This window comes from Paenibacillus sp. FSL M8-0334 (assembly GCF_038000405.1).
Lineage (GTDB): Bacteria > Bacillota > Bacilli > Paenibacillales > Paenibacillaceae > Paenibacillus_AQ > Paenibacillus_AQ campinasensis.
Genome location: NZ_JBBOCH010000001.1, coordinates 2225526 through 2239434, shown reverse-complemented (window position 1 = coordinate 2239434; position 13909 = coordinate 2225526). Strand labels below are relative to the sequence as shown.

General features: G+C 53.4%; 14 protein-coding genes and 1 riboswitch. Of the genes, 5 read left to right on the top strand and 9 right to left on the bottom strand.

Features of this window, described 5'->3' with window-relative positions; genetic code table 11:
• Positions 1-34: 34 nt before the first annotated feature.
• Together motB and motA are read right to left on the bottom strand one after the other, a co-directional pair.
• Positions 35-859: a flagellar motor protein MotB gene (motB, locus tag MKX64_RS09765; RefSeq protein ID WP_341035711.1), complete on the bottom strand. Its 825-nt coding sequence runs from the start codon at positions 857-859 to the stop codon at positions 35-37.
• Positions 843-1643, bottom strand: a complete 801-nt coding sequence (motA, locus tag MKX64_RS09760) for a flagellar motor stator protein MotA (RefSeq protein WP_095268071.1) — start codon at positions 1641-1643, stop codon at positions 843-845. The genes motB and motA overlap by 17 nt, the downstream gene beginning before the upstream one ends.
• A gap of 187 nt (positions 1644-1830) precedes the next feature.
• Between motA and MKX64_RS09755 the strand changes: the two genes are divergently transcribed.
• Positions 1831-2124, top strand: coding sequence for a hypothetical protein (locus MKX64_RS09755; protein WP_095268072.1), 294 nt, complete (start codon positions 1831-1833; stop codon positions 2122-2124).
• Between the two features lie 106 nt (positions 2125-2230).
• Positions 2231-2548, top strand: a complete 318-nt coding sequence (locus tag MKX64_RS09750) for a 4a-hydroxytetrahydrobiopterin dehydratase (protein ID WP_095268073.1) — start codon at positions 2231-2233, stop codon at positions 2546-2548.
• A 301-nt stretch (positions 2549-2849) separates the two neighbouring features.
• On the opposite strand, the gene MKX64_RS09745 is transcribed toward MKX64_RS09750, so the two are convergent.
• The 5 genes from MKX64_RS09745 to MKX64_RS09725 form a co-directional block, all read right to left on the bottom strand.
• Positions 2850-3206, bottom strand: a complete 357-nt coding sequence (locus MKX64_RS09745; RefSeq protein WP_095268074.1) for a c-type cytochrome — start codon at positions 3204-3206, stop codon at positions 2850-2852.
• Positions 3207-3364: 158 nt separating this feature from the next.
• Positions 3365-3904 carry a GNAT family N-acetyltransferase gene (locus MKX64_RS09740; RefSeq protein ID WP_095268075.1) on the bottom strand — a complete coding sequence of 180 codons (540 nt, stop codon included), beginning with the start codon at positions 3902-3904 and terminating at the stop codon, positions 3365-3367.
• Positions 3905-4238: 334 nt separating this feature from the next.
• Positions 4239-4712, bottom strand: a complete 474-nt coding sequence (locus tag MKX64_RS09735; RefSeq protein WP_095399346.1) for a C40 family peptidase — start codon at positions 4710-4712, stop codon at positions 4239-4241.
• Positions 4713-4716: 4 nt separating this feature from the next.
• Positions 4717-4855: riboswitch (cyclic di-AMP (ydaO/yuaA leader) on the bottom strand.
• Positions 4856-5124: 269 nt separating this feature from the next.
• A complete protein-coding gene (locus tag MKX64_RS09730; RefSeq protein WP_095268077.1) occupies positions 5125-5952 on the bottom strand; it encodes a hypothetical protein in 828 nt (275 codons plus the stop codon).
• Between the two features lie 11 nt (positions 5953-5963).
• On the bottom strand, positions 5964-7955 hold the full coding sequence (locus tag MKX64_RS09725; RefSeq protein ID WP_095268078.1) for a M1 family metallopeptidase: 1992 nt from the start codon (positions 7953-7955) through the stop codon (positions 5964-5966).
• Between the two features lie 149 nt (positions 7956-8104).
• Between MKX64_RS09725 and MKX64_RS09720 the strand changes: the two genes are divergently transcribed.
• The 3 genes from MKX64_RS09720 to MKX64_RS09710 all read left to right on the top strand — a co-directional run bounded on the left by MKX64_RS09720 (position 8105) and on the right by MKX64_RS09710 (position 10756).
• On the top strand, positions 8105-8617 hold the full coding sequence (locus MKX64_RS09720; RefSeq protein WP_095268079.1) for a YwhD family protein: 513 nt from the start codon (positions 8105-8107) through the stop codon (positions 8615-8617).
• A gap of 284 nt (positions 8618-8901) precedes the next feature.
• Positions 8902-9690: an IucA/IucC family C-terminal-domain containing protein gene (locus MKX64_RS09715; RefSeq protein ID WP_341035710.1), complete on the top strand. Its 789-nt coding sequence runs from the start codon at positions 8902-8904 to the stop codon at positions 9688-9690.
• A gap of 118 nt (positions 9691-9808) precedes the next feature.
• Positions 9809-10756, top strand: a complete 948-nt coding sequence (locus MKX64_RS09710) for a hypothetical protein (protein WP_095399365.1) — start codon at positions 9809-9811, stop codon at positions 10754-10756.
• A gap of 84 nt (positions 10757-10840) precedes the next feature.
• Here MKX64_RS09710 and MKX64_RS09705 read toward each other — a convergent pair whose 3' ends face one another.
• Both MKX64_RS09705 and MKX64_RS09700 read right to left on the bottom strand, forming a co-directional pair.
• Positions 10841-12919, bottom strand: coding sequence for a transglycosylase domain-containing protein (locus tag MKX64_RS09705; RefSeq protein WP_095268082.1), 2079 nt, complete (start codon positions 12917-12919; stop codon positions 10841-10843).
• A gap of 166 nt (positions 12920-13085) precedes the next feature.
• Positions 13086-13868, bottom strand: coding sequence for a helix-turn-helix transcriptional regulator (locus tag MKX64_RS09700; RefSeq protein WP_095399364.1), 783 nt, complete (start codon positions 13866-13868; stop codon positions 13086-13088).
• Positions 13869-13909 lie beyond the last annotated feature (41 nt).

The following is a 13909-nucleotide window of genomic DNA, read 5'->3' as shown; positions in this document are numbered from 1 at the left end:
CTCATCCGAACGAACGGGATAGCGGGTGCATGGATTAGTTCCCGTCTTCTTCCGTCTCCACTTCCTCGCCAATGCCGGTAAAGGTCGGATTGTCCTGATACTTCCGGATAATCGATACTTCAACGCGGCGATTTCGTGCCCGGCCTTCAACCGTTGCGTTATCCGCAATCGGGTGATATTCCCCGTATCCGGTCGGCATAAACTGCTTAGGATCGAGGGAGGAGTTCTCCAGCAGTATCTTCATAAACTGCAGCGCCCGGTCGGCGCTCAAATCCCAGTTGGACGGGTATTTGCTGTTAGAGATCGGCACGTTATCGGTATGTCCGGCAACGGTAATATCATACCCCGGGAATTTGTCCAGCATTTGTGCGATGGCCACAGCCAGTTCGCGCGCCTCCGGCTTCACGACCGCTTCCCCCGAAGCGAACAAGGCGTTGTCCCGGATCGTGATGACGAGCTGTGACTGGTTCAGCTTGGTGCTCAGCTCAGTGCTAAGTCCATTGGCCTTAATGTAATTATCGAGCTGCTGCTTGAGCCGCTCCAGGTCTTCCTGTTCTTGCCGCTTCAACTCTTCCCGGCGTTTGTTCTCGGACATTGCGGCTGGAGCTGCCTTGAAATCTTCCAGATTGGAAGGGTCCGGGCTCGGCTCCGTTTTGCTGTAATCGAGAATGCCAGTTCCGCCGGTAAAGACAACGTTGAACGCTTCACTCATTTCCTGAAACTTTTTGGCATCGGTTGCGCTCATGGCATAGAGGACAAGAAACAATGCGAGAAGCAGTGTCAGCAAGTCGGCATAAGGCAGAAGCCAGGACTCGTCAGCATGCTCCTCATGCGGCTCGTGTCTAGTCTTCTTGCTCACCAGCACCATCCCCCTTCTGTGCTAATTTGGCGCGTTCTGAAGGAGTCAGGAATACGGACAGTTTCTGGTTGATCGCAATGGTTGAAACGCCGGATTGAATGGACAGCAGACCTTCAACCATCATCAGCCGGATCTCCACCTCCTGCTTGGACAGACGTTTCAGTTTGTTAGCAATCGGGTGACAGATAACATAACCGGTAAAAATACCGAGCATCGTTGCAATAAAGGCCGCGCCGATGGCGTGAGCCAGTTCGCCCATATCTTCCATATGGGTCAAGGCGGCGACCAGACCGATAACCGCTCCAAGTACCCCGAGGGATGGAGCATACATGCCGGCCTGGGAGAAGATTTGCGCCCCTGCGCGGTGGCGCTCCTCCGTGGCGCTGATGTCCTCCATCAAGACGTCGCGGACAAATTCCTGATCATTGCCGTCAATAATCATCCGCATGCCGTTCTTCAGGAAGGTGTCATCAATCTCCTCGACCTTGCTCTCCAATGCGAGCAGGCCTTCCCGACGAGTGATGGATGCCCATTCCATGAACAGGGAGATCAGCTGCGCCTTGCTCATCAGTTTCTGCTTCTTGAAGGTCATCGCGACCAGCTTAGGCGTCTTCTTAAGCTCTGACAGCGGGAATCCAATGAATAAAGTGGCTGCTGTTCCGCCGAGAATAATAAGATACGCGGCTCCGTTAGCCAAAGCAGAGACGGATGCGCCTTTTAGAACCATCCCGACGATGACGGAGACCAGTCCTAAGACCAAACCAATTAGTGTTGAAATTTCCATACCACACCTCATCCGTGAGAAATAAATAGCGAATCCATTCGTCTTCTACCGTTCTTGTGGAAGAACAGGCGCCGTTCGACGCTTTATCCTATTTATCGTCAGGGAAGGCTTTTTTTTTTAGCCGTATTTTCCGGTATAATAAGATGAAAGGCATACGATCAGGAATCGGCTGAAAGGAGTGATTCATGTGGGTGTAAGGCACGGAAGAGATTACGGTGATATTTTGGCTGATTTGACCGAGGCGGTAGGCCGGATACCGGATAGTTATCTATTTTTTGAAATGGACCCGGAGGACTGGGGTCACCTGGGCCATCAGGAGAAGTCGGAGGTTCATGAGGCGCTGGCTGAGGATCTGTTCTACGCCTTGGGCACCGAACCGGTCATTTCCGTAGGAAGCGGGGTGGTTATTCACGACAAGACGAACTATAGGATCCATGTTCTCATCGGGGATGAAGAGGCTGCTTTCGTAGCCCTAGTGTAGAACCGTCCGGTTATCAACCAATTGAGGGAAGAATACAATAGATGAAGGAATGGCCCCGAGAGAGCAGGCGTCGGCTTGGGGAAGGTATGATGGGGAGGAAGATAAGATGCTTTACACGCAGCAGGAAGTAGAAGCTCATCTGGAGAAGCTGGAGGGCTGGGAGTTTGAGCAGGGGAGATGGATCGTACGGAAGTATACCTTTTCCTCGTTCATGAAGGGAATCGCCTTCGTTGATGAAGTGGCTGCCATTTCAGAAGCATTCGGGCATCATCCCTACATCACGATTGACTACAAAACGGTAACACTGCGCCTCACCTCCTGGGATGAAGGCGGCATTACGGCTGTGGACATTAAGGAAGCGCAGCAATTCAATGAAGCGTATGAGAAGAGCCGCTCGAACGACAGCAGAGACTCCGCTACATAAATCGGGAGGGCGATGGTTGGTTTGTTGTTCAGACCGGCCTCTTGCGCATCCTATATAGAAAGTTTCGGCTAACGCGGCTTATCAAGTGGTGATCGACAATCGGGCATCCAGGATATTCATTCCGGGCATCTTACGACAGTACCTTTCCCTTATGTGACGTTGGCATTGGTAGGGCATGATGGGACAGGCGATTCGTAAGCTCTGCTATCGCGTTCGATCCACATGATCCCATCCAACTAAAAACACGCTTGTATCCGGAGCGAATTCCGGTGCAAGCGTGTTTTGTGCATGGGATTGCTTATTATTTTTGCTCAGAAAGATACAGCGCGATATTGGCGATTTCTTCAGCTTGCAGCTGATTTTCGAATGCAGGCATTTGTCTGCGGCCTTTAGCGATAATGTTGTAAATGGAATTAACATCCATCTCTGCGCCGATTTGGTCAAGGGCTGGCCCCATTCCGCCTTGGAGCTGATCACCATGACAGGCAATACAGCTGGCTCTCAGCGTGGCTTCTGCAGCCGCCGCATCCAGCGTTACTTCAGGCATGGTAGGCTTCTCTTCTGCAATTTCAGCTTCTCTTCCTGGAAGCGTAAACATTAGCACAACAGCCAAGGCGCATGCAAAGAAGAACAATCCGCTCATAATCCATTTTTGCATCGTTATATCGTCCCTTCTATGTATACTGCACTTTTGCACTTACTTCCATTATAAACGAACATCCTATGACATCATAGCCAGTTGTGACAAAAAAAGCAACGTTCAAGGCCGACTTAACATAAAGTACACAAAATTGTGCCATTTGTACTTGCCAACCCTCACATCGTTTGATCCGGTCCTGCGGCGTCCGAATCGGTTGCCCCGGCACTTGGAGCGGGGGTGTACACCATGCAGTGGAACAGCGCCATGCCCTCCGGGGTCAGCCGCTCATACGTATCCGTCATCCGGAAGCCGGATTTCTCGTAAGCCCGAATCGCGCGTTCATTCCAAGCGAGCACCTCCAGATCGATTTCATCGGCAGGCCGTCTGCGGATCGCTTCATCCACAATCGCTTTTACAAAGGCTTTACCCATTCCCTGGCCGCACCAATCAGGCCGCATGCCAAGCCCGAGCCGGGTGACCTCATGCATCGGAAACAGCTGCCCGAATCCCCACAGACGCTGCTGGTGATCCAGCACAGATACATATTGCTGCTTACGGATGTCCGGATCGCCGAACTCAATGCCGAGCATCTGCATCTGCTCCCACGGCAGCCAGCCATAAATGTTGTAAGGGGGAGGGTAAGACCAGGAAGTAATCTCGGCGGCGTGTTCCTCGGTCATCGTGACGGTATGAAAGGTTATGGATGGCTCCTGCATACAATGTGCTGCTCCTTTGCTTTTCATTTGCTGCTCTGATCAAACCATGTGATATCTGATTACTAGCATAAACCGGTGAAGGCCTGTTCATACGGCTGTTTCTTTATATTTGAAAACGGGTATAGGAATGGTAGGTAGGAAGCGGAGCGCTTGCTCCCGCAACTTACTTCTGGAACTTACTTCCGAAAAAAATCGAAAAATAAAATGCCGCGATTGGAACTTTTTGACGATCTTAAACGTTATACATATATACAGAACAAGAAAAAAGCCGGCGGATGGATGATCTGCTACAATCCCCGGTCCAGCGGCTTATATGATTCGATATGATTGCTTATTAGTTGTAGTTAGCAGCTACTGCTTTATAAGTGCTTTGGCTCATGACGCGTTTGGCGCCTACATAACGCTTAGCATAGTAATCTTGGCTCAGCGGACTGACAATGACACCGCGCGACGAAGAAGAATGAGCAAACTTGCCGTCACCGACATAAATGCCGACATGAGATACACCTCTGCCGGATGTGTTGAAGAATACAAGATCACCAGGCTTCAGGTCGCTCTTCGATACCGCAGTTCCGACTTTGTACTGTGCTGCGGATGTGCGAGGAAGGGTAATTCCAAGCTTCTTGAAAATATAAGTGGTGAAACCGGAGCAATCAAACCCTTGGGTTGTCGTTCCGCCTGATTTGTAAGATACACCAATGACGGGCTTAATGGCATTGTTGAGTTTGGAATCGGCAAAAGCGCTTCCTGTTCCAAAGCTTAATGCAAGGACAAGGCCGATGGATACGGCCGCGAGTTTCTTCTTCAAAATAAAAAGCTCCTTCCACAGCCTGCGAGGTTAGCTTAAGGGTTCGGTTGAAGGTCACCCTATGATCCCTCTCTAGCGAGATCAATTCACCCAAAACGGATCCCCCGCTTCCCGTAAATGCGGGAATTCGGCTCGATAACATGTTAATTTAAGTTTCACTCTGCCTACACGACGCTGCGACAAGATGACTTGATGACAAAAGTTACAACAAAGATGACAAAGTTGTTACTAACATATTCGTTATTTTAGCAGAGTATTATCAATTTGGCAAACGAGGAAACTATTTTTTTAAACAAAAATCCCTATTTCCAGACAGCTGGAATAGGGATTTGTTGATTTGCAGTTAAAAAATTGTAATTAATTTGGAAGCGGCAGCGGTATATGGACAGCCATCGAAGGCATATAACACGGTTCATGTATGGTCAGCGGTACCCGATTTCCATAGATGATATTGGGCGGAGATCGACCAGATGCGGAACAGGCCGTGCAGGAAGTAGGAAGCCTGCTGAATTATAAGAGCAAGCAGCCCTGCCCAGTAGAAGGAGACGGCGCTGAGAAGCAGCACAACCAGCAGCGCTGATCCGCCGATCGTGATCGAGAGCAGGCTTGCCGTGCCGAGCCGCTTGAGACAGGCCACAATTGAGGCGGTCATGCTGACGCTGCCCGTCCGTCCGAACTGCATGTACAACAGGAGCAGCTTCATGAGGTAGGCGTACAGCAGCCAGCCGGCCGCAAAGGGCAGCACACGCAGCAAGAGTGCTGGCTCCTGGATCGAGTTAATCAACAGAGGCAGCATTTTGGGCACAAGCCAGTATGCAGGGGCGAAGGTAAGCACAAGCTCGGCCACATAGAATACGGAGACCGTTCTCCACCATTTGCGGATGCCGATGAAAAAGAACAGCCCTCGTTCCCCCTTGGCCTCCTGATGGAGGTTGTAGAATATACCGGCCTGAATGAGCGGCGTCAGCAGCATACGAATCAGCAGCAGGCCGATCAGCAGCCATCCGTAGGTATGGACGGTGGAGCTAAGCGACAGGCTCATCTCCCCTTCATAGAAGAACAGGAGCCGGCTCAGCTCGTTCGGAGCCGGATCTGGATATCGCATCAGGAGCGGGACCACGGCGGATTTGACCAGTCGATAAAGACAATAGCCCCATAACAGGCGGTACAGGAACAGCAGAATGATGACATACAACTGATCTTTTACACTGGCCCAACCCTGGCTTGCATAGCTTTTCATGTTTTCCCCCCTCACCATGACAGGCTGCCGAACAGCGTCTCCAGGAGCTTGGTTACGCTAAGGTTCCAGCGTGTGACCGTCTTCGGATCCATTCCCGTCCGCATATAGTTGTTGATATGGTTGTTCTCCAGCACGATCGTATATTTCGGATCCACCATCGCCCAGGATAGCGGGGAGCTGTACTCGAGCTTGTACGTGACGTGGCCGTCCTGACCGCTCCATACCTTCTCCAACGTCTTCCCGTCTTCAAAAGCAAACACAATCGGCACATTGGCGATATCCCCGTCTCTGCTGGTAATCTTCACGATCGATTCGTACTTCGGCTGCGCCTCCGAGCCCTTGTTCTTCACCTGAATATCCTCAATGGCGATATCGGCCATCTGGCTACCGTATACGTACTGATCGAAGTACGACTGCCAGGACGTTTTCGTCACCTGCTCCACGACCTTTTGAAAGTCAGCGGTGGTCGGGTGCTTGAATCTGAATTTTTTGGCATAGGTGAGCATAATTTTGTTCATCGTCTGGGTTCCGACCTGCCGTTCGATCCCTTGCAGCACCAGCTTGCCCCGGGTGTACACATTCTGGGCATAGTGCTGGTGGGAATCGTATTTCCAGGCTTCCTGCTTCAGCGGAGCCGGGGTAGTGATGGAGGCGGCCTGAGCGGCGGTGTTGGCGGTGATGCCATACTCCTGCTCCATGACCTTCTCTTCCGCATAGGAGGCAAAGGCTTCATCCAGCCAAGCCTCTTCAAATTCATTACTGGCGATCATGCCGTAAAAATATTGGTGAGCAATTTCGTGAATCACGGTTCGCTCCAGTTCATAGCCCGGCGAGTCATTCCTGGCCCCGAAGGCGGTGACCAGCGTTGGATATTCCATTCCGCCCGCGCCATTGCCGGCTTCCGGCGGGACGACGATGGAGAGGGTGGAATACGGATAGGAGCCGTACCATTTACCGAAGGAGCCCAGCGCCGTCTTGGCAGCGTCAAAATATCGCTCCTTTAAATGCTGATGCGCCGGGTCGAGGTACAGCTTGATCCGCACCCCGGGGACGCCGGGAGCTGAGAAGGCTTCCTCTGCCGTTACGAAATTGGGGGAGGCTGACCAGGCGAAATCATGCACATCATCTGCGTAGAATTGATAAATCTTCTCTCCGTTGCTCTTCTGCGGGGATTTGGTCGGGAAGCCGGTAGCAGCCACGATGTAGTTTTCCGGCACGCGAATGCGGACACTGTATATGCCGAAGTTGGAATAAAACTCTGAGTTGCCATGGTACTGGTGGAGGTTCCACCCTTCATCGGTTCGGTCGCGAAGGCCAACTGGCTCGTACACAGCGACTTTAGGGAACCACTGACCCGCCATCACAAAATCGCCTGCGCTTCCCATTCTGGCGAATATTTGCGGAAGCTCCACTTCAAATTCCGTATAGAGGGTAATGCTTTCTCCCCCTTTGACCGGTTTAGGCAGACGCAGCTTGACCAGGCTCCGGTCTTTGATATTGCCGTCATCGGGTTGAACATATTGAAGGCGATTGGTCAGCGATAACCCCTCCAGTGTTTTGATCCCCGTGATGGTCATGGAACCGTAGCCGCCTTCGGGCATCGTATCGGAGCGAAGCCGCCCTCCCGATTCCTTCATAAATGTAGTGTCATTGGATGCGAAGGCGTTCGGGTAGAGGTGAAAATACAGCTCGGTGACGCTTCGTTTCCCCGGATGGGTCCAGGTGAGCGTCTGTTTGCCCCTGAGCTTGTTCTCCTCCGGTTCATAACGGACGTCCATGTGATATTCGACGATCCGGTCGCTCAGTGCCGGGGCCGGGCCGCTTGGCTGCGCCTTCGGCGGCGAGAGCGGAGCCTTCTCGACCGCGGCTGAGGAGGGCTTGGCTGCATCGGAGGCAGCAATAGACGCTAAGGGGCCGCTTTTCAGAAATATGGGCATGGATCCTGCAAGCACACCGAGGGCGAGCAAGGATGATAGAAAGACTTTGGCACGTGGTGGGACCATTTGAACAACCTCCCGTTGACAAGCATCTACAGCATGTATATGTTTGCTTTTGGGGGATTATTAGTTAAAATAAAATTATTGAGAAGTAGGTATCACAACCAGGCAGCCGATACGTGTATCGGCTCTTATTATAGGAGGTCTTTGGCAGGATGGAGAATCAGGAGCAGGGCGGCAAGAAGCAGATTGCGTTAAATATCATTAACAGCAAGAGCAAGCACAAAGGATTCGGAGCGGGCTCGATTGATCTGAACAGCCTGTCGCCGGTCATTATTGATAACGGGGAAGCCCGGGTGGATATCGGCGCCATGCACGCCAAGAGCAAGGTGGAAAGAGGCATTCGCTTCTCTGCCAACAAGGAGGATGTGCCGAACGGACGCCAGGTATGGATCGTATGGGTGGCTGTGGACCGGAATGCGGACGGCCAATTTTATGGCGGGATGACGGCTTGTGAGATGCTGATCGACCAGGAGGCTCGCCGGGGATGGAAGATCCTGGCCGACCATGTGAACAAGATGGATTATGCGCTGAAGCGCCGGATCATTCTGGATGGGCTGGGCGATCAGGAGAAGAAAGCGCTGCGCGAGCTGCTTATTTCCCGTAACGAGGAATGGTGGAACGCATCGCCGGATGAAATCAAGCAAGCGCTGGAGACCGCAGAATAAGGATGACGGAATTTATCTCCTTCTATAGAATATAAGGAACTACAACCGGCGGATGTTATCATCCGGCCGGTTGTTTTTATTGGAGCAATGTGAGGGCTGCCATCACATAAGAAAGACGACCGTCAGGGGATGGTGGAGAAGCAGCGTCTGTCTGCTTGTCCGGGGAAGAAAAGACTTGAAATCCATTGCCTGCTAAACTACAATTTAAATGATAATGAGTCTCAATATCATTTATGTATTGAATCGATAGATGAGCGAGATGAAGAGAGCGGGGAGATGCTTGTATGGAACTGAACGAACAGGCTGCCCGGCTGGAGCCGAATGAGCTTGAGGTACTCGCTGCGGAATACCGGCTGAGGCAAGTGCCTTCAACAGACCGGACGTTTTCGATTCCTTTTGCGGATCTGGTAGATCAGGACAAGGTCGCGGCATACCTGGCCGGCGTGAAGGGGATCTTCGGCACCTCGTCAGAGACAGCAGCGGCCTCGCTGTTCGCCAAGCGTTATGCTTATCTGACCGTCGCCGCAGCGCTCTATGCGATGTCTCGCCTGAACAAGGGGCTGGATTATACGTTGGAGAACGGATGGATCGAATCTGTCTATGACAAGCAGCTGTGGCTTCCTGAGGGCCGGTTGATGGACTGGCGGGTAATTGAACCTGCGCCGGGGCAGCGGAGCGGCTGGCGTGAGCGGGTGCTCGGCCAGTTGTTCGCCGGGAATGTCTCCCTCGTTTGGCGAGCGCTCGCCAAGACAGCCCGCATCTCCAAATCGGTGCTATGGGAGAACACGGCTACGATTGTCTATGCGCTGTATGAGAAGAACTATCCGGAAGGGGCAACCCCCGAGCAATTGGAGCGCATCCGGGACGATTATCGCTACCTTCTGCAGGAGGCGCCGGGCCACCTGTTCGGTGAGAAACGCAACCCGTTCCAGCAGTTCAACACGCCCAAGAGGGTCACAGCGGTGTCCGATGACCTGATTCGTGTTCGAACAACCTGCTGTTTGAAATATGTTGTATCCGATAAACCCGATTCCTATTGCCGCACATGCCCCAAGCGGCATCATGGACGCTGAAGCCCAGCAAGAAAATCCTTCCTTTTGTCCAGAAGTCCACTTATACTAATAGCTAAGTTGAATCCACCTGATAAGAGCGAACAGTTTAATGGATAAACGTGGCTAAGGGGGAACGGTTATGACTTGTCCAATATGCCGATATGTTACGGCTGACGGGAAGTATTGCGAGCAGTGCGGGGCGGAGCTGAGGGGCAGCCATGCGCCGCAGCGGCAGGAAGCAGAGGCTGCATATGCCGAGCAGGCAGCGGGGATCGAGAAGTCGAAATCAGACCCGGATCGTGTCTATTACACATACAACTCGAAGGAGTCGAAGCAGAGCGTGCCGCAAGCGGACGGGAAGCCTGTCCAGGCGGAGTCCGGGGACGCAACGATGTCGTGGCCTCTTTCCCGCCGGGAAGCGTCCCAGAAGTTTGAAGCGATGGACGAGCGGGATGATGAGCCCAATCCTTTTTTTGAATTAATCAAGATCCATGCCCGGGATTACTTTACATACTTCGGCAGTTCCCTGAGACGGCCTGTCGCCACAGCGCGGCTGACCGGAAAGGACCAGCTGCTCAACGCACTGCTGTCCCTGGTGCTGTACGTGCTGGCTGTGCAGCTGTTGATCTATTGCATCTTTATTCTCAATGTCGGCTATGTTCCTGATGGCGCATTTGTGAATATGGTGCTTAAGCCAATGCTTTCACTCACGCTGTTTATGCTGCTGCTCGGCGTGTACACTTATGCAGCGGTGAAAGTCTCGTCAGACTCGCCGGCGGGGCTGGGGGATATCCTGTCCCGGTTCGGTACATTGCTGACCCCGTTCATCGTGCTGTGCCTGATCGGTTTTGCGTTTCTGGGACTGGATCGCACCGTCTCAGCGCTGGTGCTGGTGTTTGTCCTCATCGGCTCGATTATGATTGTCCCTACCTTGGTGCTGACCAGCTCGGGCAAGGCACGTACCGGCAGTCTGGACTTTCTGTACGTCGTTCTGCTGGTCTACGTCGCTGCACTGCTGACGCTTATGGTCATCGGCCGCCCGATCCTCGGATCATTGGCGGGAACGAGCTTCTTCATCGCTGGATAGAGAGATGGAACAAGGAAAGCCCTGCACTGGCCGTCGGCCAGGCAGGGCTTCTTCTATGCGTACTCGCGGCCGAGCGGAAGAGGGCTACTCCACCCACCAGCGTTTGAAGTCAGACCACCAGGAACGCTCCTCCTGCTTTTCCGCCTCCTGAGCCGGGTTCTCTTCATTCGAATCCTGCTCCTCCTGCTCATCTCCGCCAGAATGCTCACTGCAGTATTCAGTCGGCTCGGTGCCTTCCACGAATACCTCCAATGTTTTGGCAGGGCAGTCGGGGCCAGCCAGAAGGCCAGTCTTAGGGTCAACGTAGACGCTGACTACTCCGTCCGGGATGGGGAAAATTTTCGGCGGGACGTTCTCCAGCGCCTTCTCCGTATATTGGGCAAAAATCGGCGCTGCCCGCCGCCCGTCCACCGTGCTGATCGTCTTGCCCTTGTCATAGCCGACCCATACCGCCGTCGACAGCTCCGGCGTATACCCGACCATCCACGCATCCGTATTGGTCGTTCCGGTCTTCCCGGCCACCGGGCGTTTCATCATCGAGGATACGCGGTTGCCGGTGCCGCCCGTTTCGAACACTCCCTCCATCATTCGGGTGAGCACGTAAGCGGCCGCAGGCTCGACGATCTGCTGCCCGCTCTCCTCCGGCGCCGAATACAGGCTGCGGCCTGCGGCGTCCGTAATCTTCAGCACCGCTACCGGCTCGATTCGCTTGCCATGATTGGCGATAACCGCATAAGCGGAGGCCATCTCCAGCGGGCTGATTGGCGACGTCCCCAGCGCGAGGGAAGGGACGGTCTCCAGCTTGCTGGTAATGCCCAGCTTGCGGGCCATATCCGCCACCTTGTCCGCGCCAAGCTGCATGATTGTGTTGACGGCATAAATGTTGTCCGATGCCGCTATCGCCTGCCGCATCGCAATTTCGCCCAAATATTTATCGCCGAAATTACTCGGCTGGTACGTCTTGCGGTTGTTGTCATAATGAAACAGCGTCGGCTGGCTGTTAAACATCGTTGTGCTGGTCATCTCGCCGGAGGCAATGGCGGTCAAATACATGATCGGTTTAAAGGATGAACCCGGCTGGCGCGTCGTCGCAAGGGCGTGGTTGTACTGGTTCTGGCGGTAATCCTTTCCGCCGACCATCGCTTTGATGTGACCGTTTCGCGGGTCGATCGACACCAGTGCGGTTTCCAGCTCGCCCGAGTTCTCCATCTCCTTGGCGACGGCTTCCTCCGCCGCCTGCTGCGCCTGCGGGTCGAGCGTCGTGTAGATGTTCAGCCCGCCTTCCTCCAGCTGCTTCTCCGTAATCTTCAGCTCCCGGGTAACCAGCTGGCGCACATAATCGCGAAAATACGAAGCGATAACCTTGTTCTCCTGACGGTTCTGCGGCAGCAGGGCCAGCTTGCTGGCGGCGGCTTTATCCGCCTCGGCCTGCGTAATGTACCCGGTCTGGGCCATCGCATTCAGCACGATGCGCTGCCGCTTGGCGGCATTCTCCGGCTGATTGTACGGTGAATAATAGGTCGGCCCTTTCGGGATGCCCGCCAGCATCGCGCTTTCCGCCAGTGACAGGTCTTTGGCCGACTTGCCGAAGTACATCAGCGAGGCCGATTCGATGCCATAAGCGCCATGCCCGTAATAAATCTCGTTCAGATACATCTCCAGAATCTGGTCCTTGCTGTATTTCATCTCAAGCTGGGCCGTGTATTTGGCCTCCTTGAGCTTGCGTGTCCATGTCTTCTCATGGGACAGATACAGGTTGCGCGCCAGCTGCTGGGTAAGTGTGCTCGCACCCTGCTTCGTGTCCATATGCTCCAGGTTGACCAGCAGCGCCCGGGCCATCCCCTTCAGGTCAAAGCCGGGATGATCGTAGAATTTACGGTCCTCCACCGCCAGCGTAGCCTTAATCAGATTTGGTGAAATGTCGGCCAGCTTGACCTGCTCTGACGACTTGCCCGTCGAAGAGAAGGTGGCGATTAATTCCCCCTGACTGTCCAGGAGGCGGGAATAACGCGAGGTCTCGGCCACAGGCAGAGGCGTGATGAATAGATAGGCGAGCAGCATGCCGCCTGCCATGATAGATAATCCAAGGAGGCCGAACAGAAATGCGGCAATCCGGACAAAAGGACGTTTGCGTCTCGTTGAACGGTCATGATATCCCGCCATAGGTGGTGCTCCTTCCAGTTCCTTTTTTTCATGGAGGGATTGGCAACAGATTTCGGTTACCTTATGTTGAAGCTCCCTTTCTATTCATTATGGGGCTGGGCAAACGAGGATATTCGTGGAATTGAAAATCATTGCGGTTTCTGAAAAAAAGACGCACCATCGCGCCTTATACGATCCGCGAACGTTCATGCAGAAAGTCGGACGGGGAAGCGCCGGTGATTTTCTTGAAAATGCGGTGGAAATACGAGACATCCCGATATCCGAGATACTCGGAAACCTCCTGCACGGTCAGTCGCGATTCGGTCAGCATGTACATCGCTGTCTTGATGCGGCGGCTGTGCACATACTCGCTGATCGTCTGGTTGGTGACGCTACGAAACAGCGTGGCTGCATAATTCGGTGTTCGCTGGATGACCTCGCCGAGGTCCTCTTTGGTGATTCTCTCCCGGTAATGCTCCTGAATGTACTGCTTCATTCGCGCTACATGTCGGTGCCTGTCATCCGGAATGACACCCCGGTCCCACTCCTGGTTAATATAGATTAAGGTCTCGGTTAGGAGCGCGTTCGCCATATGCCTGTAATACGCCGGTTGGTCCTCCCATTGCAGCGAAATGCTCCGCAGCCGTTCTCTGACCAGCTCATAGCTGCCCAGCTTCCGTTTGATGAAATCGGGGTGGCTTAGCATAGGCAGTCCGTCCTCCATACATGAATTGTGGAAACGAATCACATACTTGCTATGGAACAGGGTGGGGATGCTTTTCCCATAATAATCGAGCTGTGGCGGGATGAGCAGCACATCGCCCTGATCGATGATCAGCTTGCGCTCTTGCACCCAAAACACACATTTGCCATAAGTGACAAGGCACAGGGTATGACTGTCCGGACAGGAGGAGCTCTCCTCGTACCAATCGACTCCCTGGTGGAACTGTACATCTAGAACGGTGATCATGCGATCCCTCCCTCGTGATCGTACTATAGTGTATTCACTAT

Excerpts from the sequence above, each read along its gene's own strand:
- motA (WP_095268071.1), bottom strand. The coding sequence starts at position 1,643 with ATGGAAATTTCAACACTAATTGGTTTGGTCTTAGGACTGGTCTCCGTC.
- MKX64_RS09750 (WP_095268073.1), top strand. The coding sequence starts at position 2,231 with ATGCTTTACACGCAGCAGGAAGTAGAAGCTCATCTGGAGAAGCTGGAG.
- MKX64_RS09745 (WP_095268074.1), bottom strand. The coding sequence starts at position 3,206 with ATGCAAAAATGGATTATGAGCGGATTGTTCTTCTTTGCATGCGCCTTG.
- MKX64_RS09740 (WP_095268075.1), bottom strand. The coding sequence starts at position 3,904 with ATGCAGGAGCCATCCATAACCTTTCATACCGTCACGATGACCGAGGAA.
- MKX64_RS09730 (WP_095268077.1), bottom strand. The coding sequence starts at position 5,952 with ATGAAAAGCTATGCAAGCCAGGGTTGGGCCAGTGTAAAAGATCAGTTG.
- MKX64_RS09725 (WP_095268078.1), bottom strand. The coding sequence starts at position 7,955 with ATGGTCCCACCACGTGCCAAAGTCTTTCTATCATCCTTGCTCGCCCTC.
- MKX64_RS09720 (WP_095268079.1), top strand. The coding sequence starts at position 8,105 with ATGGAGAATCAGGAGCAGGGCGGCAAGAAGCAGATTGCGTTAAATATC.
- MKX64_RS09715 (WP_341035710.1), top strand. The coding sequence starts at position 8,902 with ATGGAACTGAACGAACAGGCTGCCCGGCTGGAGCCGAATGAGCTTGAG.
- MKX64_RS09710 (WP_095399365.1), top strand. The coding sequence starts at position 9,809 with ATGACTTGTCCAATATGCCGATATGTTACGGCTGACGGGAAGTATTGC.
- MKX64_RS09705 (WP_095268082.1), bottom strand. The coding sequence starts at position 12,919 with ATGGCGGGATATCATGACCGTTCAACGAGACGCAAACGTCCTTTTGTC.
- MKX64_RS09700 (WP_095399364.1), bottom strand. The coding sequence starts at position 13,868 with ATGATCACCGTTCTAGATGTACAGTTCCACCAGGGAGTCGATTGGTAC.